This is a genomic window from Psychrobacter aestuarii, assembly GCF_904846035.1.
In the GTDB taxonomy this organism is placed as follows: Bacteria; Pseudomonadota; Gammaproteobacteria; order Pseudomonadales; family Moraxellaceae; genus Psychrobacter; species Psychrobacter aestuarii.
The window spans coordinates 1347999-1368457 of the sequence record NZ_CAJGYT010000001.1 but is presented as its reverse complement, the minus strand read 5'-3'; the positions used below and the strand labels follow the sequence as shown (position 1 = coordinate 1368457).

17 protein-coding genes and 2 tRNA genes are annotated in these 20459 nt (G+C 48.6%); 11 read left to right on the top strand and 8 right to left on the bottom strand.

Annotation, left to right across the window (positions count from 1 at the left end; translation table 11 throughout):
* Nucleotides 1-16 precede the first annotated feature (16 nt).
* Entirely contained in the window at nucleotides 17-406 is a 390-nt protein-coding gene (locus JMW05_RS12030) for a DMT family transporter (RefSeq protein WP_265090596.1), read from the top strand.
* A gap of 46 nt (nucleotides 407-452) precedes the next feature.
* Here JMW05_RS12030 and JMW05_RS05705 read toward each other — a convergent pair whose 3' ends face one another.
* The 7 genes from JMW05_RS05705 to JMW05_RS05675 all read right to left on the bottom strand — a co-directional run bounded on the left by JMW05_RS05705 (nucleotide 453) and on the right by JMW05_RS05675 (nucleotide 5268).
* Nucleotides 453-1154: a tetratricopeptide repeat protein gene (locus JMW05_RS05705; protein WP_201504388.1), complete on the bottom strand. Its 702-nt coding sequence runs from the start codon at nucleotides 1152-1154 to the stop codon at nucleotides 453-455.
* A 57-nt stretch (nucleotides 1155-1211) separates the two neighbouring features.
* Nucleotides 1212-1505 (bottom strand): hypothetical protein, encoded by a 294-nt coding sequence (locus tag JMW05_RS12025; protein ID WP_227691455.1) that lies wholly within the window; start codon nucleotides 1503-1505, stop codon nucleotides 1212-1214.
* 459 nt (nucleotides 1506-1964) lie between these two features.
* The gene (locus JMW05_RS05695) at nucleotides 1965-2879 is read right to left on the bottom strand and encodes a PAAR domain-containing protein (protein ID WP_201504386.1); all 915 of its coding nucleotides are present in this window, start codon (nucleotides 2877-2879) and stop codon (nucleotides 1965-1967) included.
* A gap of 658 nt (nucleotides 2880-3537) precedes the next feature.
* On the bottom strand, nucleotides 3538-4188 hold the full coding sequence (locus tag JMW05_RS05690; RefSeq protein ID WP_201504385.1) for a LysE family translocator: 651 nt from the start codon (nucleotides 4186-4188) through the stop codon (nucleotides 3538-3540).
* A 280-nt stretch (nucleotides 4189-4468) separates the two neighbouring features.
* A tRNA-Glu gene (locus JMW05_RS05685) sits at nucleotides 4469-4544 on the bottom strand.
* Between the two features lie 132 nt (nucleotides 4545-4676).
* Nucleotides 4677-4752: transfer RNA gene (locus JMW05_RS05680), tRNA-Ala, on the bottom strand.
* An 84-nt stretch (nucleotides 4753-4836) separates the two neighbouring features.
* On the bottom strand, nucleotides 4837-5268 hold the full coding sequence (locus JMW05_RS05675) for an Lrp/AsnC family transcriptional regulator (protein ID WP_201504384.1): 432 nt from the start codon (nucleotides 5266-5268) through the stop codon (nucleotides 4837-4839).
* Between the two features lie 190 nt (nucleotides 5269-5458).
* Here JMW05_RS05675 and JMW05_RS05670 point away from each other — a divergent pair, with 190 nt between their 5' ends.
* The 3 genes from JMW05_RS05670 to JMW05_RS05660 all read left to right on the top strand — a co-directional run bounded on the left by JMW05_RS05670 (nucleotide 5459) and on the right by JMW05_RS05660 (nucleotide 9051).
* Nucleotides 5459-6553: an ornithine cyclodeaminase gene (locus tag JMW05_RS05670; RefSeq protein WP_201504383.1), complete on the top strand. Its 1095-nt coding sequence runs from the start codon at nucleotides 5459-5461 to the stop codon at nucleotides 6551-6553.
* A 39-nt stretch (nucleotides 6554-6592) separates the two neighbouring features.
* Nucleotides 6593-7555 (top strand): arginase, encoded by a 963-nt coding sequence (locus tag JMW05_RS05665; protein ID WP_201504382.1) that lies wholly within the window; start codon nucleotides 6593-6595, stop codon nucleotides 7553-7555.
* 95 nt (nucleotides 7556-7650) lie between these two features.
* On the top strand, nucleotides 7651-9051 hold the full coding sequence (locus JMW05_RS05660) for a YjiH family protein (RefSeq protein ID WP_201504381.1): 1401 nt from the start codon (nucleotides 7651-7653) through the stop codon (nucleotides 9049-9051).
* A 235-nt stretch (nucleotides 9052-9286) separates the two neighbouring features.
* Here the strand turns inward: JMW05_RS05660 and gltX are convergent, their stop codons facing one another.
* Complete coding sequence (gltX, locus tag JMW05_RS05655; protein WP_201504380.1) at nucleotides 9287-10816, bottom strand: glutamate--tRNA ligase; 1530 nt, start codon at nucleotides 10814-10816, stop codon at nucleotides 9287-9289.
* A gap of 323 nt (nucleotides 10817-11139) precedes the next feature.
* Here gltX and rsmH point away from each other — a divergent pair, with 323 nt between their 5' ends.
* The 7 genes from rsmH (at nucleotide 11140) to JMW05_RS05620 (ending at nucleotide 20457) form a co-directional block, all read left to right on the top strand.
* Complete coding sequence (gene rsmH, locus JMW05_RS05650; protein WP_406947474.1) at nucleotides 11140-12153, top strand: 16S rRNA (cytosine(1402)-N(4))-methyltransferase RsmH; 1014 nt, start codon at nucleotides 11140-11142, stop codon at nucleotides 12151-12153.
* A gap of 180 nt (nucleotides 12154-12333) precedes the next feature.
* Complete coding sequence (ftsL, locus tag JMW05_RS05645; protein WP_201504379.1) at nucleotides 12334-12816, top strand: cell division protein FtsL; 483 nt, start codon at nucleotides 12334-12336, stop codon at nucleotides 12814-12816.
* Nucleotides 12816-14894, top strand: coding sequence for a peptidoglycan D,D-transpeptidase FtsI family protein (locus JMW05_RS05640; RefSeq protein ID WP_201504378.1), 2079 nt, complete (start codon nucleotides 12816-12818; stop codon nucleotides 14892-14894). Before ftsL ends, JMW05_RS05640 begins: the two co-directional genes overlap by 1 nt.
* Nucleotides 14895-14956: 62 nt before the next feature.
* The gene (locus JMW05_RS05635; protein WP_320158755.1) at nucleotides 14957-16567 is read left to right on the top strand and encodes a UDP-N-acetylmuramoyl-L-alanyl-D-glutamate--2,6-diaminopimelate ligase; all 1611 of its coding nucleotides are present in this window, start codon (nucleotides 14957-14959) and stop codon (nucleotides 16565-16567) included.
* A gap of 88 nt (nucleotides 16568-16655) precedes the next feature.
* Complete coding sequence (locus JMW05_RS05630) at nucleotides 16656-18083, top strand: UDP-N-acetylmuramoyl-tripeptide--D-alanyl-D-alanine ligase (protein ID WP_201504376.1); 1428 nt, start codon at nucleotides 16656-16658, stop codon at nucleotides 18081-18083.
* Between the two features lie 3 nt (nucleotides 18084-18086).
* The gene (mraY, locus tag JMW05_RS05625) at nucleotides 18087-19205 is read left to right on the top strand and encodes a phospho-N-acetylmuramoyl-pentapeptide-transferase (protein WP_201504375.1); all 1119 of its coding nucleotides are present in this window, start codon (nucleotides 18087-18089) and stop codon (nucleotides 19203-19205) included.
* Between the two features lie 325 nt (nucleotides 19206-19530).
* Nucleotides 19531-20457, top strand: a complete 927-nt coding sequence (locus JMW05_RS05620; protein WP_201504374.1) for a putative RNA methyltransferase — start codon at nucleotides 19531-19533, stop codon at nucleotides 20455-20457.
* Nucleotides 20458-20459 lie beyond the last annotated feature (2 nt).

Here is a 20459-nt window from a genome sequence, read left to right as displayed (position 1 = left end):
AGGCTATCTACAATCGATGTCACCACTTGCCATCACCGCGGGTTCATTGGCCATCGCCAGCGCGCTGATGCTGCCCTTTGGGGCGTACTTATTCCCTTATGGTAAAGACATCAGCCTCACCGCGTGGGTATCCGTTGTAGGTGTGGGCGTGTTCTCCACGGCGATTGCGCTTATTTTTATGAATCAATTGATTAAAAATATCGGTACGATGCGGGCGACGAGCATTACCTTGGTCACGCCTATCTTTGCGATTATTTTGGGCTACTTGCTGCTTGGTGAGGCGCTGAACGCGATGGCGATTTTGGGTTCGGTGGTTATTTTAATCGGTACTTACTTGTCGTTGAACTTGTCATTTAAAAAGCGTCGGCAGCGGCGTAATGACTTTAATAACGATTTGATACATTGAAAATGACAACATAAAAGCCAAAATATCTATTCTTGATAGGTAGAAACTATTCGATATTACTTAGTGTCAGACCAGTAGATTCCGTGCTATAGATGGTAATATTTTCACCATCAATTTTACCACTCATAACCAGCCTACTAATACTATTACTGGCTTTTTGATACCATTCAAAAGCCTTGTTGTAATCTTGATTAACCTCAATACCTTCTTCGTACATTAAACCTAAGTGATATTGAGCGTCTATATATCCTTGATTAGCAGCCTTGCTTAACCAGTAAAGTGTCTTTTGATCGTTCTTTTCAACCCCAATTCCTTGATGATATAGAACACTAATATTAAATTGAGCATCAGCATCTCCTTTACTTGCAGATTTTTGAAACCATTCAAATGTCTTTTTATAGTCTTGCTGTACGCCATAACCTTGATAATACATAAGCCCTAGATAGTATTGATCAGGAGCATATTCCTCATTAGCTACTTGTTGGAACAGTTTAAATGCTTTTTTGTTATCCTCGGGAACAGTATTTCTTTCATAGTAATTGACACCACTCTGGTACATTTCTGCAGGCGAGCTTATATTTGATGATATCGAGTGCTCAGCTGGTTTTGTCGAGCAAGCGGTAATTATTAGATCACTGGATACAGCAATAGTTAATAGCAGAGATTGGATTAAAAAGTAATTTGTTTTCGATGCATTAAACTCTCTTAGTTCTATATTGTGTCTAATATGATTGCTGATAACTATCACATTCTAGTATCTATATACTCAGAGTTAAGATATTTTTTATTGTATAGATAGTGTTTTTTATTTATCAACTCCTCTTTTGAATATTGTTTTTTTCTCTAAGGAAGATAAGGTGTTCGTATTGAATGTCAATCTAAAAATACATCTTCTATAATCTTTAGTTTTTGCAGTTTTAAGAGCTATTACTCCTATGTTTTTATCTTTATCTAATGGTTGATTATAGTTATCTATAATATCTATTCTAGGATCTAGCGTGTAATTTTTAAATATTTTATTAAATTCCTCATCTGTAAAGCAAATAGGTTTTTTTAATTCTATAATCATTAAACTGCTAATTTTTTTGCTTTCTCTCAATTCTATCTTCTTAATAAATTTATGATTATTGCTATTGCTATTGCTATTGCTATTGCTATTGCTATTGCTATTGCTATTGCTATTGCTATTGCTATTGCTATTGCTATTGCTATTGCTAACTATAGGTCTGTTTGATCTGTAGCTTGTACTTATTATCTCTACTCTATTTTTATAAAACTTTTTAATCTGGTTTTCTGAGTAGGGTCGGCTTTTTGAAAAATAAGAAATAGTACTGAATAAAAACTCTCTATCGCCATAGTCTGGGTTTATGTCAGTACTACTCTCTGTTAATGTTGAACAAGATGTTATGGGTATGGACAACAAGCATATAGTAATAAATCTATTAAGAAAGAAATATATTTGAAAATTATATTGGGGAAAGAGCATAGTATCGTTAACAAAATAATGTATTACGTTAAAAGTGAGAAAGGATTAAATTAATTTCAAGCTACTTTTAATTCAGTAATTTCCTTCATCATACCTTCTTGCATAAAAATCATCGTAGTGCTCTCCTGTAGTAGATGTTATGTTAGTGCTCCAATATTGCCCAAGTTGTTCCCAAGCTTCCTCAGTATCACCATACTCATTATAAATCGATGTATACACTGCCATATCTTTTGAATCAACGTGACCTAAAATATCTATATTTCCATTCTCTAGTACTTCTTGTCTTATCATAGTGCTATAGTTTACTGCTCCGCCCTCGCCTGTAAGCTTGCTATTAACATAAGCTTCTTTACTGGAAATATCAATCTCTCCTGGGTAAGTTGCATGTCCTACTTCATGGGTAAAAGCATGCATGGCTTTGGTAGGTGAGTTCTTGTAGTACTCTGAAACTATTATTCGTTTTTCATCATAACTGACATAGGTTCCTTCTGCATCTGGACCGTATTGAATGTCCCAACCATCTTCTTGGAGCTCTCTAATATGTTCTTGAAGTGTGGGTGAATGAGCAGCAATTTTATCAATATCCTCTCCAAGATTAGTTATAGCGTATCTATCTATATTTTCTTCAACAGTATCATCTGCTATTAAATCGTTGCGAAGCAAATCATCAGGTTTAGACTTCGGAAACTGAAGCGGTTCGGGTGGCTCAATACCCATGACATCAAAGCCTGATTCCATAAAAGACTGCTGAGTCGCAATCAGCTTTGCGCCGCAACTGGTCGCATCGCCGCCACGAGCTATGGGTGCGCCATCAACGACGAAAGCAGGGTCGCCGCTAACAATGGTCGTTATCTTTTTGCATTTTTTACATATTACCTTATCACCGATACGGGCGATAGGTATGCCGTTATGTGTCGTATGCGGTGAGCCAGTAATGACTGTCCCACCATGAGATGTTTTTGCCCCGACTGTGATATAGGCTGCCATATTTGACCTTTATATTGTCTATAAATCAGATTGTAATAAAACGAACTGTTTTATATTTAAAAATAAAATAATTACTGTCAACTTAAGTTATTAGATGTATGACTCGTTTTGGTAAGAGATTATAATCTTCTCTTTTGACCAACTGCTTATAATGGCTTTTCAAGTAATACGTTTTGAAGTGCATAACTGACAAAATTTTAAATTATACTTTAAATTTGTTGAGTTTTACAGTGAGGTTGGTAGTATGGCTTATTCTGATTAATATAAACTTATTAGAGACAATATGAGACGATTAGCAGGTTTAGTATCGGTATCTGTTTTCTGTGCCACTGTTGGTATAAATGCTGCGCATGCCGAGCGCGTTTGCAAAGTGACTGATCCGACAGGTACACCATTAAATATACGCGAGACGCCGAATGGTAAGTTGGTGAACAAGCTGCGTAATGAAAGAGAAGTTTACGCCACTGAGGTTGCGTATGACGATCAAGACCGTCCATGGGTCTATCTAGAAGGGTACTATAAGGGTGAGTATCGACACTGGGGATGGGCGATTCGCGAGTTTGTGTCTTGTTATGATCGCTAAATCTATGTGAAAAAGCGCTTTAGATAATAGGTTCAAGCGTTTTCATTATGACCTATAAATGAGTCCTATTTGGTGTTAACCCTTCTCCGTAAGCAACTTCACCCCCAAACCAAAAAACACCGCGCCGCTGATTCGATTCATGATGGTTTCGATAGCAGGGTTGGCACGCAAACGGGCGCTAAAGCTTGAGGACAATAACGACAAACACGCGCACCACAAAAACCCTGTCGTGGCAAAGGTCAGACCCAGCAGCAAAAATGACAGCGTGCTGTGCGCATAGCTTGGGTCAATAAACTGCGGTAAAAAGGCAAGGAAGAATAGCGCCACCTTCGGGTTTAACACGTTGGTCAACACACCTTGCTTATAAATATGCCAGCCTGTGTTGCTAACCGCTGTCATGCCTGTATCACTTGCCAAATCTGTAACCATCGCGCCAGATGGGGTGCTAAAAATCATTTTAAAACCCAAATAGCACAAATACGCTGCGCCCAAATATTTGACAATCATAAACGCGAGTGGCGAGTTGGCAAGCAGTACGGACAGACCAAATGCCGCAAGCAGCGTGTGTATCAAAGTACCTGAGGTGATGCCAAAGACCGATTGTAGCCCAGCGCTACGCCCCTGCGAGACACTGCGGGTAATGATGTAGATGCTGTCTGTACCAGGCGTGATATTAAGAATAAGCGCGGCGATGACAAAGCCGAGATAGTTGTCGATACCAAACATAATGAGCGCTGCCTTATGTAGGTGTCCATCGGGCAAGAAAAAATGGACAAGGGTAGAGGAGAGAGCACATCAACTTTTGATAATAATCTGTCCAAGACCTGCTGGCAATACACCAGACAGCGACGCATCAGATATTAGTAGACGATAGATAACAGGGGGAAAAGCAGCTGGGTACAAAACGCACAGGCACAAAAAAGCCCAATCAAACGATTGGGCTTTTTTATTAGCGTGTGGATAGTCTTATCTGTAAGAAACAGTGCTGACCATTGACGCCGAATAGTGGCGTCCCCACGGGGATTCGAACCCCGGTTACCGCCGTGAAAGGGCGATGTCCTAGGCCTCTAGACGATGGGGACGCAATAGAGATTATAGAGTGACTCTATAATAACAATATCAGACTGCTATAAAAGCGTTGCCTAGGTGCTGATACTGTACTGTTAACTATAATTTACATTATGATAGCAAGGCTATTTATAAAAGTAAATAGATGGTGGAGCTAAACGGAGTCGAACCGTTGACCCCTTGCATGCCATGCAAGTGCTCTACCAACTGAGCTATAGCCCCTCGCTAACAGTGATGCGTATTTTAGGGAAAGGCGTATGGGTTGTCAATACCCTATTTTAAAAAAATCACGATTTTTTTGATTTTTTATAAACTGGACAGCAAAACGCTGGTTTCGCTGTTCAAAATCCCGTCCACTTCGCGCACTTGGCGCAGTACTTCATCAAATTCGCTCAGGCTTGAGGTGTGTATCTCCGCCACCAAGTCCCACGCGCCATTGGTGGTGTGCAATTTAATCAATTGCGGCATACCGCGCAGCTTTCTGATGACTTGTGAGGTGGATTTGCCCGTCACGGCAATCATCATCATGGCTTTGACCGTTTCTTTATCCAGCGCCTCATGCACACGAATGGTAAAGCCCAAAATCGCCCCGCCATGTACCAGCTTGTCTAAGCGGTTTTGTACCGTTGCGCGTGAGACTTTGAGCTTTTTTGCTAAATGCGAAACGGTCGCCCGACCATCTTGGCGCAGCTCGGCGATGAGTTCGTTGTCTAAAGAGTCGTAAATATAATGCGCCATAACCGTGCGTCCTTTCATGGGATTTATACTGATAATAACTGTATTTCGACAAAATGATAAGTAGTGCTTAGCAATATGACAAAAAATGATACTTATCTTACTATTTATTGACATTTTAACTGGCATTAAGAATTGCTAGCATATCAGTTATAGGGTTTATAAATAATTGTTATGAAAAGGAGTCAGGCATATGTCTAAATTCATCGTTTCACCAAAAAAAGGTGTCCCCTTCGTCAGCGTCGAGGCCATGGCCGCTTTGATTCATGAGCATGGCGTTGAGCAAACCATCACCGAGCTGACCTTAGCGCTAGAAAAAGATTTTGCCCGCTGGGAAGCGTTTGAAAAAATCAGCCGCATTGCTTCACATTCAAAAGACGGCGCTATCGAGCTGATGCCCATCACGGATGGCGATATGTACGCGTGCAAATACGTCAACGGTCACCCCATCAATACCAAGCGCGATTTGCAAACCGTCGCGGCCTTTGGCGTCTTGTCTGATGTCGATACAGGCTATCCGATTCTACTCACCGAGATGTGCATTTTGACCGCGCTGCGTACCGCTGCAACTTCGGCACTGGTCGCCAAACACTGCGCACGACAAGACGCAGAAACGCTCGCGCTTATTGGCAATGGCGCACAAAGCGAGTTCCAAGCGCTCGGCATGAAAGCCGTCGTCGGTATCTCAAAAGTGCGTCTGTATGACGTTGACCCCGCTGCATCTAAAAAAGTGGTCGAGAATCTTGCTGATTCAGGGTTGGATATCACCATTTGCAACAGTGCCGAAGAAGCGGTCGAGGGCGCGGACATCATCACGACCTGTACGGCGGATAAGAAAAACGCCACGATTTTACGCGATGACATGATTAAAAAAGGCATGTATCTCAACGCCATTGGTGGTGATTGCCCCGGCAAAACTGAGCTGGACGCCAATATCTTACGCCGCGCCGACCATGTGATTGTGGAGTTTGAGCCGCAAACGCGCATCGAAGGCGACATTCAGCAGCTTGAGCCTGATTTTTCTGTGACTGAATTTCATCACGTCGTTAAAGGCAACAAAGCCATTCGCAGCACCGCTGATAACGTGGTCGTGTTCGATGGTGTGGGCTTTGCTTCTGAGGATTTTACCGCGCTTGTGTACTTACGCAACTTAATCGAAGAAAAGCAGCGCTATGACGTGCTGGACGTCATCACGCAGCAAAAAGACCCAAAAAACTTATTTTCTGTGGTGAAAGGAGCGCGACAAGACAGCGCTGTAGAAGCATTTGATGTATTAGCGAATGCCTAAAGTCTATTGCCCTTCACACAGTCAGATAAGGAGAAAACCATGAACGATTTAGCAAAAAATGTGCGCATCGTCGAAGTGTATTCGGATGTTGCAGGACATAAAAAAGGCGCGTCGCTCGGGATTGATGCCTTGCGCGATTCATCAAAAGCCATTAATGCCGAATACTATGAAACGCTGCAATTTGATCGCATCAAAAACGACTATATCGAAGAAGGCGGCGAGTCGCGCTTTGAACACGCCAAATATGCCGATGTGATTGAGCCTGTCATCTCTAAGCTTGCGCACAAAATCAAAGACATCAGAGACGAGCATAAATTCCCCATCGTCATCGCGGGCGACCATTCCAGCTGCGCAGGCACGATGCACGGTCTAAAAATGGCGCATCCCGATGCCGAAATCGGGGTGATATATATCGACGCGCATGCCGATATCCATTCGCCCTATACCAGCGGCTCAGGCAACATGCATGGCATGCCGCTCGCCATGGCGTGTGCGATTGACAATCTAGAATGCCAGCGCAATGAGCTATCAAGTGAAGAAAAAGCGTACTGGGAGCGACTCAAGTTTATGGCGTCAGATGAGCCGTCCATCAAGCCTGAAAACATCGTGTTTTGCGCGGTGCGCGATTATCAAGACGAAGAAATGTCGCTGATTAAACGCCATAAAATTCCGCTGTATAGCGTCGCGGAAATCACCAAAAAAGGCATCAGCGCGACGGTCGAGGAAATCTTTAAAAAGCTCGAATACTGCGACCATATCTATGTGTCGTTCGATGTGGATAGTGTCGACCCGTTATATGTACCCGGTACAGGAACGCCTGCGCGCAATGGTCTGTCCTACGAGCAAGCGATGCAGCTCAACATCGAGCTGATTAAAAATGAAAAAGTGTGCTGCTGGGAGATGGCAGAAATCAACCCGCTGTATAACAACTCACAAGATGACTCAAACCGCATCTTTAAAATCTTAGAAAAAGTGACGCAATCTCTTTTAAATCATTACTAGTGTGCATGATGAAAAAAGAGTGATGGCATTCAGCACAGCGCGTTTGATAACCACGCGCTGTGCTGTTTAAAAACAGACAGGGAGTCGAGAGTAATATGGACATTAACGCTCACGCATCAAATCAAGACGTCAGTACAATCAATATTGGTAAGTTTTTAAAGTTTTTTATCCCCTCTATGCTGGGTTTGATTGTTTTTGTTTTTCCCATTCCGTATGTCGATGGCAAGTTCGTCAGCTATGCCGACGGCTTTACCATTCCTATCGCTGTGCTCAAAGACATTATCCAAGGCTATTTGGAGAACTTTTTGCCGCTATTGGTGGTTATCTCCATCATGACGACCTTGGTCGGCAGCTTATACACCAAGATTTTCAAACCTGATTTTATTGTCAATAATCGCTTTTTAAACAACTTGCTCAACGTCAAAACCTCGTGGCTGATGCTGCGCATATTGGGCGCGTTTTTTGCGGTAGCGACGTATTTTAAATACGGTTCTGAGATGATTTACTCGGACAATATTGGCGGCTTATTGCTGTACGAGCTGATGCCGATTTTGTTTATCGTATTCTTCTTGGCGGGTTTGCTGCTGCCGTTGTTGCTGGATTTTGGGCTGTTAGAGTTCGTTGGCGTATTACTGAGTAAAGTTATGCGTCCTTTGTTTGGCTTGCCAGGTCGCTCATCGGTAGATTGTCTCGCGTCGTGGCTGGGTGATGGTACGATTGGCGTGCTGCTGACCGACAAGCAGTTACAAAGCGGCTTTTATACCAAGCGCGAAGCGGCGATTATTGCCACCAGCTTTTCGGCGGTGTCGGTGACGTTTTGTTTGGTGGTCATCTCACAGGTCAAGTTAGAGAGCTACTTTATCAATATGATTGGCGTGGTGGCACTTTGCGGTATCGTTTGCGCGCTTATCGTGCCCAAGCTGTTACCACTGTCCAAAATCGCCGACACCTATATTACGGACAATCATGAGGCCGACAGCGAAGCGATTCCTGAAGGGCAAAAGCTGTTCAGCTATAGCTTACACAAGGCAGTCGAAAAGGCAGAAAAGAGCCCGAGTGTTGCCACGTTTTTAAACGATGGGCTAAAAAATATCTTAGATATGTGGATTGGTATTTTGCCTGTGGTGATGGCAATCGGCACGCTCGGTTTGATTGTCGCAGAAGAGACGCCTGTCTTTGATTATTTGGGCATGCCGTTTATTCCGTTTTTGGAGCTGCTGAACATTCCGTTTGCCGAAGAGATGTCCAAGACCATCATGGTGGGCTTTGCTGATATGTTTTTGCCTGCGATTATTGGCTCGTCGATTGAGTCGGAGCTGACGCGCTTCGTGATTGCTTGCTTGTCAGTGTCGCAGCTGATTTATATGTCGGAAGTGGGCGGGCTGATTTTGGGCACAAAAATCCCAGTGAGCTTTTTTCAGCTGTTAATCATCTTCTTGTTAAGAACGCTGATTTCATTACCGATTATTGCCTTGTGCGCGCATATGATTTTTTAAGTCATAGACGTTTTTGATGACATGAAAAAAGGGATTTTGACACTGTAAAATCCCTTTTTTATTACACTTACTTAGACAGTTAAGCTAAATAAAAAGACTGAGCATAATAAATACGCTCGATGAAACGGTATTTTTCTTGCTTGCTGTGACTTCGTCTTTTGATGCTACGAAAAACACCATTTCATCTTGCTACATCGCTTTTACTAGCAGTGTGCTAATAGTAGAGAGCGAGCACTTACGCGTCCGCCAAAAAATCAGGCAGTTCTGCCGCTTGTTTCTCTAACTTTTTCAGTTTTTTCTTACCCAAACCGCCGAGCACGTCGACCGCGTGACGCAAGCGGGTCAAGGTCATGTCCGCGCCAATGATTGCCATAGAGTTCATGACAGGTGTCGATGAGGTGCTGCCCGCGATGGCGATAAAGAACGGCGCCATAAAGTCGCGCATTTTGATATCCAGATGCGCGGCAAGCCCTTTTAGGGTGGTGTAGATGTTGTGCTCTGACCAGACAGGCAAGGTTTCCAGCTGCCAAAGTGCCAGTTGTAGCAACTCGGTAATTTGCTCAGGGGTCAGTGACTTGTGCGCAAAGTCTTCGCTGGTAATCTCAGGCAGATTTTGGAAATAAAAACCGCCCCAGTTGACCGCGTCAGAGAGCAGCTCAATACGTGGCTGAATCGCCGCCGCGATGGCAGTCAGCTTGTCACTGTCGCTCGCCCAGTCGAGGATTTTTTGCTTGAGCACTTCAGGGGGCAATTCGCGCAGCCATTCAGCGTTTAACCAGCTGAGCTTTTGCGTATCAAAGATAGGACCACCGAGCGACACACGCTGCACGTCAAAGCTGTTAATCATCTCTTCTAAGGTGAACTTTTCGGCGTCATCAGGCAGTGAGTAGCCCATACGACCTAGGTAGTTGAGTAGCGCTTCTGGCAACACGCCTGCGTCACGATAGTAGGTGATTGAGGTCGGGTTTTTGCGCTTAGACAGTTTTGACTTGTCAGGGTTACGCAGTAGCGGCATGTGGCACAGGGTCGGCATTTCCCAGCCAAAATAGTCGTATAACAGCTGATGCTTGGGCGCCGAGTTGAGCCATTCTTCACCGCGCAATACGTGGGTGATTTCCATCAAGTGGTCATCGACGACGTTGGCAAGGTGATAGGTGGGCAAGCCGTCGGTTTTTAAGAGAACTTGCATATCGACCTGCGCCCATGGAATCTCGACCGTGCCGCGTAGCATGTCGTGGACTTTACAGATGCCTTCAGCAGGGACGCGCATACGGATGACGTAAGGTTTGCCCTCAGCGACTAATTTGTCTGATTCTTCGCGTGACAAGTCGGCGTAGCGACCGTCATAGCGCGGGGTTTCGCCATTTGCCATTTGGGCGGCGCGCATGGCGTCCAACTCTTCAGGCGTGCAAAAGCAGCGGAACGCGTGCCCTGCGTCCAATAATTGCTCCGCGTACTGTTTATAAATGTCCGCGCGCTCGCTTTGGCGATACGGCGCGTGTGGTCCACCGATATCAGGACCTTCGCTCCAGTCCAGACCCACCCAGCGCAGCGCGTCCAAAATCATCTGTTCTGACTGCGCGGTTGAGCGCGTCTGGTCGGTGTCTTCGATACGCAAAATAAACTCGCCGCCGTGCGATTTGGCAAAGGCTAAGTTGAATAGGGCGATATATGCGGTGCCGACGTGCGGAAAGCCTGTAGGGGAGGGGGCAATACGCGTGCGTACAGGACGCTGGGTGGTGCTGTCTGTGGTCTGTGTCATCATGGTCTCACGTCATGTTTTTTTGGTGAAAAAAAATAAGGCGTATTGCATGGCGCGCCGCTATTAGGGTCAGTGCCAAAACTGCGCGTCCAATACGCCTCAAAACTTAAGAATCTGCCTAGTATAGCAGGGATAGGCAATATTTTTGCCGAAAACACCAGATGCTGCTTGACTACAGGCATATCCTTGCGATAATAAGACGAGAATAAATGATAACTTGTTTATTTTCATCCGATTATTGACCGCTTCGGTCATCACTTATTGAGTAGTTTGTGTCCTCATCAAATTCTAACGCCCATTCTGCCCCTACCGCCGACAATACCGCTATGCCCGCAACCGAAATGCCAACCGACGCCGCCCATGCCACACCGCCAGCATTTGTACACGACACGGTACTTTTAGAAGAAACCGTGGCTGCCGTATTGGGCAAAAAATCCTTGCCAAAAACGCCTGATGCTGTACGCAGTAGCGGGGTGTTTATTGATGCGACCTTTGGTCGTGGTGGGCACAGTCGCTTACTGCTCGAGCATTTGGCAGACGATGCGCTCTTGATTGTCTTTGATAAAGACCCTGAAGCGATTGCGGTCGCTGAGGCGCTGGCGGCGCAAGATGCGCGTGTGCGTATCGTGCATGACAGCTTTGCCAGCATGAACGATAGCTTGAAAGCCTTAGGTATTGAAAAAGTCGATGGCATCATGGCGGATTTGGGCGTGTCGTCACCGCAGCTCGATGATGGCAGTCGCGGTTTTAGCTTTATGCGTGACGGCGCGGTGGACATGCGTATGGACACCAGTCGCGGCGAGCCTATCTCCGCTTGGCTTGAGCGTGTCGATGCCGATACCTTAGCCGATGTCTTGTACGAATTTGGCGAAGAGCGGCACAGTCGCCGCATTGCGCGTGCGATTAAGGCGATGGACAGCTATGACTCGACATTGGCACTCGCGGCGGTGATTAAAGAGGCGCACCCGAACTGGCAAAAGGGCAAACACCCTGCGACGCAAAGCTTTCAAGCGCTGCGCATTTTTATTAATAATGAGCTTGGCGATGTGGACGACTTTTTGGTACAAAGCATCGGCGTGCTGGCTGAGGGCGGACGCCTTGCGGTCATCAGTTTTCACTCACTAGAAGACCGCCGTATCAAGCAGTTTTTGCAGCGCCACAGCAAGGGGCAATACCCTGAAGACCAAGCGCTGCCCATGCCGCCTGTACGCCCGCGTTATTTTAATAAGCCGTTTCGCGTTGCGCCGAGCAGCAGTGAGGTGAAGGGCAATCCGCGTGCCAGAAGCGCGTGGCTACGCGGGGCGATGCGTACCGCGGTAGCGTACGTGCCTGAGGACTAATATCAGGCAGACCATGCAGCGCGGGTGTACGAACACCAACGCAGCTGTTAAAAAGCGGTAAGTATTGACTGGTAGGCTCGCCGATTGGTTGCGTGCTGTGGCTGTAGTAGGGCTATGGCGGGGGACACATCGGTAGGGCTTGATTTATCATTTGTATTTGGGTTCATTTTTGAGATCGTCATGGCAATATCTGGCAAACCGAACAACCGTCACCACGCTGCCGCCTCGTCGTCCACCGATGTCGGCGAGTTGTTCGTTCAGCGCTTTCATGTAGTGCGTATTTATGCGGTCATCATGTTGATGCTCGCTGTGGCCATCATCTGGACGGGCATCAAAACCGCCGATTCGGTACAGCAATATCATCAAGACTATAAAAGCCTGCAAGATATGAAAAAACAAGAGCGCAAATTACAAATCGAGCGCCAGCGCTTGTTGATTGAGCAGCAGACCTTTAGCGCCACCCCGCAAATCGCAGGTCGTGCGGTGGCGGAGCTGGGCATGTACAGCCCCACCTTAAAAGACAAGCTGATTATCCAGCCGGGTGCGCCCGCGCGTCCTCTCGTCCCTGAGACTGCCATAGAATCTGATGATCCAGAAGCCGAAAAACCTGAGACCATTGGCAATACTGATTTGACTGAAGATGACAGCACAGGGGGCGCATAATGAGTGATAAGAAAAACAACAAGCCAGCAAACAGCAGCAAATCGCCAAAAGCCCGCGTCACCAAGCCACTGCGCCGCCCAAGCAGCAAAGCCACCAGCGACGGCAAACACGACAAAGCCGGCAATAAAACCCGCTCGGGTAAGCTCGGTCGCCTCGGTAAAAACAAAGCCGCCAGTGACGGCGCGTACACCAGCGTCAAAAACCGCAAAAAAGTCGCCTTTAACAAAGCCTCAGGCGCATCCTCGCGTGGCGGCGTAGAGACCGACAAAAACCGCTTTCGTACTATCTGGGGTCTGGCAATCTTTGTGCTCGTCCTGCTGCTCGGTCGCGCCTATTATCTGCAAGTGGCCAACGCACAGTTTTATCAAGCCAAAGGCGACGAGCTGATTACCAGTGTGCGCACACAAAAATCCTATCGCGGTATGATTACCGACCGCAACCAGCAGCCGCTCGCCGTCAGTGCGCCGCTTGCAACCGTCTCCTTTAGCCCGCACGATTATGCGCGTGAGTATTACGAATTAAAGCGCATCATCGCCGCCAACCCTGACAGCCCAAAAACCCAAGCGCGAATGCAAAAACGCTTGGATGAGATGGATTTAAACCGTCTGGCTGCGGCGGCCAATGTGCCCGTTGCTGAGCTACAAAAGGCGGTCGCGCTCAAAGACAACATCGACTACACCGATGAAGACGCGGTCAAGGCGGCACTGCCCTCAGGCGCAGGCTCGCATTATTTTCCGCTACTGACCAAAGTCACGCCCGAGATTGCCCAAAGCGTCAGCTCGCTTGATTTTGTAGGCGTGTATGAAAAGAACTTTTTTCAGCGCTACTACCCGCAGCCGCAGCCAAACGCGCAGCTGCTTGGCTTTATGGGACAAAACTCAAGCGACCCTGAAGGCGGCTACGAAGGTCGCGCAGGGATTGAGCGCCAGTACGAATCGACCTTATCGGGCGAAGATGGTCAGGTCTTGGTACTCAAAGACGCCAAGCAAAACAGCCTAAAAGAAATCAAGCAAATCAAGCCTGAAGTGGCGGGTCAAGACTTGGCATTGACCATCGATTCGCGCCTGCAATACATTTTGTATAAAGAACTTGAAGAAGCAGGGCGCTTACACGAAGCGCGCTGGGCGACAGGTATGGTCGTTGACGTGCAGACAGGCGAGGTGCTGGCGCTCTCAACGTGGCCATCTTTTAACTCCAACAACCTAAATGAGATGACGGGTGAAAACCAGCGTAACCGCGCGGTACTCGATGTGTTCGAGCCTGGCTCGGTGATGAAGCCCTTTACCGTGGCGGCCGCGCTTGATTCAGGACTGTATAGCCCGAACTCGCTTATCGACACCAACCCAGGCTATATCCGCGTCAAAGGCTATACCATCCGTGACCATGACAACTATGGCGTGATTAACTTTAGCACGCTGCTCCAAAAGTCCAGTAACGTAGCCTCGACCAAGATTGCGCTGTCTTTACCGCCTGATGGCATCAGCAAAATGCAAAAAGAATTTGGTTTTGGTAAAAAGACTGCGCTCAAATTCCCAGGGGAAGGCGTTGGTATCGTCGCCACGCCCAAAGAAAAAGAAACCTCACGCCGCGCCACCATCAGTTATGGTTACGGTCTACAGGTGACCTTGGCACAAATTGCGCAAGCGTACTCGACCTTGGCAGCGGGTGGTGTGGAGCATCCTTTAACTTTGGTTAAAGACGATGACAAATCATCACAAAGCCGCCGCATCATGGCGCATGACAAAGCCATGTCACTGGTCAACATGTTAGAAACCGTCACCGAACCAGGCGGTACCGCGACGGCGGCTGCCATTGACGGCTACCGCGTGGCGGGCAAAACAGGTACCGCGCGCCGCATCAACCCTGAGGGCGGCTACTATACTGACCAGTATCGCAACACCTTTGCAGGTATGGTACCTGCGTCCAATCCGCGTCTGGTCGGCGTGGTGCTGGTTGAAGACCCGCGCGGCTTGCATTACGCAGGTCTGACCGCCGCGCCTGTCTTTCATAATGTCATGAAAGAGGCCTTGCGTCTGTACAATGTGCCGCTTGATAAGCCGCTAAAGACCAAAGAATAATACCGCAGCAGCCGTGCCCTGTGGCACGGCTGTTTTTATGATTGCCCAAGTAGGATATGCCCATGACCGCAGATAGCCACGCCTCCCTCGTCTCTTTGCAGCAGCTGCGCGACAGCAGTAATGATGCGCGCGTCCAGTCGATGCTGTCTGTCTTGCAAGAAGCGGCAGGCGATACTCAGTGGTCTTTGATAAATAACAAAGGCTTTAAAGGCTTTGGTCTGGACAGTCGGCACATTACAGACGGTATGGTGTTTGTGGCCTTAAAGAGCCACACCCAGCATGACGACAACAAAAGCTTTGGCTACTTAGCGCAAGCGGCAAAAACCGCCGCATTTATCATCACTGAAGCCTTGCCGACAGGCGCGTTCACCGATGAGGCTGCCATGATGGAGGCGTTGACCGCACTGCCGTGCCCTGTGTTGTATGTGCCGACGATTCGCATGGGCTTGGGCAGCTTAATTCAAGCGCATTTACAAGCAAAGCACGCGGTCACTTTGCCACGTGTGGTGGCGGTGACGGGCACCAATGGTAAAACCACGGTCAGCCAAATTGTCGCGCAGCTGATGGCATTGGCGGGTAGCAGCAGTGCGGTGATGGGCACGGCGGGCAATGGACGCTTAGGCGCGCTAAAGCAAGCCAGCCACACCACAGGCGATGCGCGCGCGGTACAGCAGTTTTTGTACGATATGGGGAGTGAGGGCGCAGACATCTTGGCGCTAGAGGCCAGCTCGCACGGACTTGATCAAGCGCGCTTGCAAGGCGTGCCTGTCCAAGTGGCGATTTATACCAACTTAAGCCGCGACCATTTGGACTATCACAGCGATATGGACGACTATGCGCGTGCCAAAGCAAAACTGTTTGACCGCCATCACTTCCCTGAATTGACCCATGCGATTATCAATAGCGATGATGCCTACAGCCATGTGATGCAGGCGCAAGCGCAGGCAGGCGGTGTGACGGTATGGACATACAGCCTACATGATAATCAAGCCAGCTTTTATATTGACTCTATGACGCCAAGCCTCGACGGCGTGCAGTTGCGTATTCACAGCCCGTTCGGCGCACTCACAGTACACAGTCCCTTATTGGGCAAGTTTAACGTGGCGAACTTGCTTGCAGCGTTGGCAGCGGTCGCCGCCTTGGGCGCGGATATTGAGGCGCTCAGCGATAATCTTGAGCAATTAAAGGGCGCGACAGGGCGTATGCAGCGCGTTGCCTCACAAGATGGCTGCTTTATCATCGATTACGCGCACACGCCTGACGCCTTAACCCAAGTGCTGTCCAGCCTAAAAACGCACTGCGACGGCAAACTGTGGGCGGTGTTCGGCTGCGGCGGTGACCGTGATGCAGGCAAACGCCCATTAATGGCGCAAGCGGGACTAGAAGGCGCAGACTGTGTGGTCTTGACCGCGGACAATCCGCGTAGCGAAGACCCTAAGGCGATTTTGGATGACATGCAAGTCGGCATGAGTGCGGCGCAGTACGAGCGCACCCACATCGAGCCTGAGCGTGCGCGCGCCATCGAGTACGCCATTTGCCATGCTGGCGCTGATGATATTGTCGTCATCGCGGGCAAGGGGCACGAGACGTATCAAGAAATCTGCGGCGTACGGCACGACTTTGATGACCATCAGGTTGTGGCGCAGCTGCTTGAGCGCTTTGGGCGCGCATAATAGGCGCGGGCAATGCGTTGCGGCACCCATGACCTCAGACAACAGTAACAGACATAAAGATAAAGAGACAGATCACAAGGTAACCACTATGACAGCGGACAACAATCTTTTACAGTCGCAAGGGCTGTATGTCTGGCAGGCGGACAATCTGCTTGCTGCGACAGCGTCCTTGGACGGGCATTGGCAGAGCAGTGATGACGATGCGCTGACGCACCTCACCAGCAATCGCATTGCCACCGATACCCGCACCATCAAAACGGGCGATATTTTTTTGGCGTTAAGCGGTGACAACTTTGACGGTCATGACTATATCAATGTCGCGGTGTCCAAAGGCGCGGTTGCGGCGATTGTCTCGCGCCCTGTCTCAAGCAGCATCTCGCAGCTGGTTGTGAGTGACACCCGTTTGGCGCTCGGTCAGCTCGGCGCGTATCGCCGCAGCCAGCATCCGAATCTGACCGTTATCGCCATCACAGGCTCTAGCGGCAAAACGACGTGTAAAGAGATGCTGGGCAGTATTTTTGGTCGCCTAGCGCCAACGCTTATCACCCGTGGCAACCTGAACAATGACTTGGGCGTGCCCATGATGTTACTTGAGCTCTCTGACCATCATCGCTATGCGGTGCTGGAGCTGGGCGCCAACCATATCGGCGAGATTGCTTATACCACCGAGATGGTGCATCCTGATGTGGCGTGTATCTTAAACATTGGTACGGCGCATTTGGGCGAGTTTGGCAGCCGCGAAGGCATTTGCCAGACCAAGGCGGAGATTTACCACACCTTAAATGACAGCCAAGTGGCCGTCGTACCTGATAAGGACGACTTTACCAATCAGCTGCGCCGTATTGCTGAGCAGCATACTGACCGCGTGATTGGCTTTGGCAGCACCGACGTTAGCGCCAGTCATTTAGACGTGGAGCCTGAGCGTAGTGAATTTAAGCTGCACATTGGCAGCGACATCAAAGACATTCAGCTGCCGCTTGCAGGCGAGCACAACGTCAGTAATGCCTTAGCCGCTGCTGCGTGCGCTTATGCGCTTGGTATCGAGGTGGCAGACATCGTGACAGGGCTTGAAAACGCCCGTCCTGCCAAAGGTCGCCTCAATACCCAGCTGCTGGGCAACCATCGTCTGATTGACGACACTTATAACGCCAATCCACATTCGGTACGTGCGGCGGCAAAAGTATTGGCAGCGCAGACGGGCACGCAGGTCATGGTCCTAGGCGATATCGCCGAGCTTGGCGAAGCGGCGGTCAGTGAGCACCAAAGTCTTGGGCGCACCATCGCGGCCATCGGTATCGATGTGCTTTTGTGCGTTGGGCAGTATGCCAAATATAGTGTAGCAGGTGCCAACGAAGTCAGCGCAATCAGTGCGCATGCGTTTGAGGACAAAGACAGTTTGCTTATTTATTTGCAACAGTATCTACAAGCGCAGCAAACCCAGCCTTGTACGGTGTTGTTCAAGGGGTCGCGTTCCATGGCGATGGAAACGCTTATTGATGCGCTGATAAAGGAGTAAGCGGTGTTAGTTTGGTTGTTTGGCTGGCTTGGTCAGTATTACTCACCGTTTTCTGCGGTGTCCTCCTTGACGTTGCGTGCGTTGCTCGCGGTCGTCACCGCGCTTGGCTTTAGTATGTTTTTTGGGCGTCCTGTGATCAATCACTTGCGCGAGCTCAAATACGGACAGGCCATTCGTAATGATGGTCCGCAGTCGCACTTGTCAAAGACAGGCACGCCGACGATGGGCGGGGTGCTCATATTAAGCGCGATTGGCGTGTCCACCTTGTTGTGGGCGCGCTTGACCAACCCTTATGTCTGGATTCTATTGGTGGTGATGGTCATCTTTGGCGCGGTCGGCTGGGCGGATGACTGGCTAAAGATTAAGTATAAAAATCCCACAGGACTGATTGCCCGTAAAAAGTACTTTTGGCTGTCGGTTGGCGCACTGTTCGTCGGCGCGTCGCTGTATTATATTGCAACCCAGCAAGCAGATATGGCGACCACCAGGCAGATGCAGGACTTGTTGTTCCCCATCTTTAAAAACTGGATGATTCCGTTTTCTGCCATTCCGTTTGGTATTGGCTTTATTATCTTTACCTACTTTGTGATTAATGGCGCATCCAACGCGGTGAACCTCACCGATGGCTTGGACGGCTTGGCGATTTTGCCTGTCGTGTTGGTGGCGGCAGGTCTGGGCGTAATGTCGTATGTGTCGGGCGATGTGCGCTTTGCCGATTATCTGCACGTGCCGTATATCGCGTACAACTCCGAGGTGACCATTGTCTGCGGCGCGATGATTGGCGCAGGCTTGGGCTTTTTATGGTTTAACGCACACCCTGCGCAGGTCTTTATGGGCGATGTGGGCGCGTTAGCACTGGGTGCGATGCTCGGTACGATTGCGGTCATGACCCGTCAAGAGATTGCCTTTGCCATCATGGGCGGCTTGTTCGTTGCCGAAGCCTTGTCGGTCATGCTACAGGTCGGCTCGTACAAACTGCGTAAAAAACGCGTGTTCCGTATGGCACCCCTACATCACCATTTTGAAGAAATTGGCTGGAAAGAAACCCAAGTGGTCACGCGCTTTTGGATTATCGCTATTGTGCTTGTGGTCTTGGGCTTAATGACCTTAAAGCTGCGCTAATGAGCAAAAAGTTATCAGTGAATAAAAAAACCATCCTTATAAGGGTGGTTTTTTTATGCCTTTCATTTATGGTAACTACCATATAGCGAGAGTCAGTATTATTTTTCGTAGCCTCTGGAGACGAAGTCACAGCAAGCAAGAAAAGTAATACTGACTCTTGCGGTATAAAGACAACGAATATCTTTTATCAGCCTATGCTTTCGAGGTTTTATGAGTATAAGACAAGCAGCGCTGCCTAAAGTGAGTAGATTTTGCTAAGATGCGGGTTTGTGGTGGTTGCTGTCTTTTCACCGTATATTTACCTTTTTCATTTTTGAGGCGAGTTATGTTTGTCTGTCCCTTGTGCGCATCGCCCTTAACGACTGATGCCAAAACGTGGCGCTGCGATGGTAGCGGCAACGCCAAAGGCACGCGCCATCCGTTTGATGTGGCGCGTCAAGGCTACGTCAACCTGCTGCCTGTGCAACAAAAAAAGTCCAAAGCCCCAGGCGATAGCGAAGCCTCGATTGCTGCGCGTCAGCGATTTTTAGCGGCAGGGCATTATGCACCCTTGCAAGCCCTGATTTGTGATTCGCTAAAAAATGTACATGCAAAAGATGGGAGTAAGACAAGCGCTAACGGTAGCTGGCTGGATATCGGCTGCGGGGAAGGGTACTATACGCAAGCGATTGCCGAAACGCTGGCGCAGACGGGCGCAGCAAGCAGCCTCATTGGGCTGGACATCAGCAAACCTGCGGTCAGCACCTTTGCCAAAGCCGCCAAGCAAAACCAACGCCTTTGGTATCAAGTGAATACAAACGACGCGACTCTGCCCATTTATCCGATGGTCGCGAGCGCCGCGCATTTGCCTTTACAGACGGGTAGCGTAGTGGGTATCAGCAGTATTTTTAGCCCGATTTTGCCTGAAGTGTTTGCCAAGGTATTGGCTGACAATGGTTACCTGTTGATTGCCAAGCCCGACCACGGTCATCTAAGCGAGATGCGCGCGGTGCTATTCGATGACGTGCGCGAGCATGATTCGGATAAGTTTTTACCCAGCCTTGAGCCGTATTTTGAGCTTATCGACACCCAGCATATCCGCGCGCCATTGTCGCTATCGGCGGCAGATTTGGCGGATTTGATGACCATGACGCCGTATGCCTACCGCGCGCATGGGGCAAAGCGTGCGGCATTATTAGCGCACGCGGCGGATACGCCATTTGTCACTGAGGCAAAGTTTGTCTTATACGTGCTACAAAAAAAGTCAGCTTAACC

Bases quoted from the DNA above. Each gene is read 5' to 3' on its own strand.
- JMW05_RS12030 (WP_265090596.1), top strand. From the start codon at position 17: ATGTCACCACTTGCCATCACCGCGGGTTCATTGGCCATCGCCAGCGCG.
- JMW05_RS05695 (WP_201504386.1), bottom strand. From the start codon at position 2,879: ATGGCAGCCTATATCACAGTCGGGGCAAAAACATCTCATGGTGGGACA.
- JMW05_RS05690 (WP_201504385.1), bottom strand. From the start codon at position 4,188: ATGTTTGGTATCGACAACTATCTCGGCTTTGTCATCGCCGCGCTTATT.
- JMW05_RS05675 (WP_201504384.1), bottom strand. From the start codon at position 5,268: ATGGCGCATTATATTTACGACTCTTTAGACAACGAACTCATCGCCGAG.
- JMW05_RS05670 (WP_201504383.1), top strand. From the start codon at position 5,459: ATGTCTAAATTCATCGTTTCACCAAAAAAAGGTGTCCCCTTCGTCAGC.
- JMW05_RS05665 (WP_201504382.1), top strand. From the start codon at position 6,593: ATGAACGATTTAGCAAAAAATGTGCGCATCGTCGAAGTGTATTCGGAT.
- JMW05_RS05660 (WP_201504381.1), top strand. From the start codon at position 7,651: ATGGACATTAACGCTCACGCATCAAATCAAGACGTCAGTACAATCAAT.
- gltX (WP_201504380.1), bottom strand. From the start codon at position 10,816: ATGATGACACAGACCACAGACAGCACCACCCAGCGTCCTGTACGCACG.
- rsmH (WP_406947474.1), top strand. From the start codon at position 11,140: ATGCCCGCAACCGAAATGCCAACCGACGCCGCCCATGCCACACCGCCA.
- ftsL (WP_201504379.1), top strand. From the start codon at position 12,334: ATGGCAATATCTGGCAAACCGAACAACCGTCACCACGCTGCCGCCTCG.
- JMW05_RS05640 (WP_201504378.1), top strand. From the start codon at position 12,816: ATGAGTGATAAGAAAAACAACAAGCCAGCAAACAGCAGCAAATCGCCA.
- JMW05_RS05635 (WP_320158755.1), top strand. From the start codon at position 14,957: ATGACCGCAGATAGCCACGCCTCCCTCGTCTCTTTGCAGCAGCTGCGC.
- JMW05_RS05630 (WP_201504376.1), top strand. From the start codon at position 16,656: ATGACAGCGGACAACAATCTTTTACAGTCGCAAGGGCTGTATGTCTGG.
- JMW05_RS05620 (WP_201504374.1), top strand. From the start codon at position 19,531: ATGTTTGTCTGTCCCTTGTGCGCATCGCCCTTAACGACTGATGCCAAA.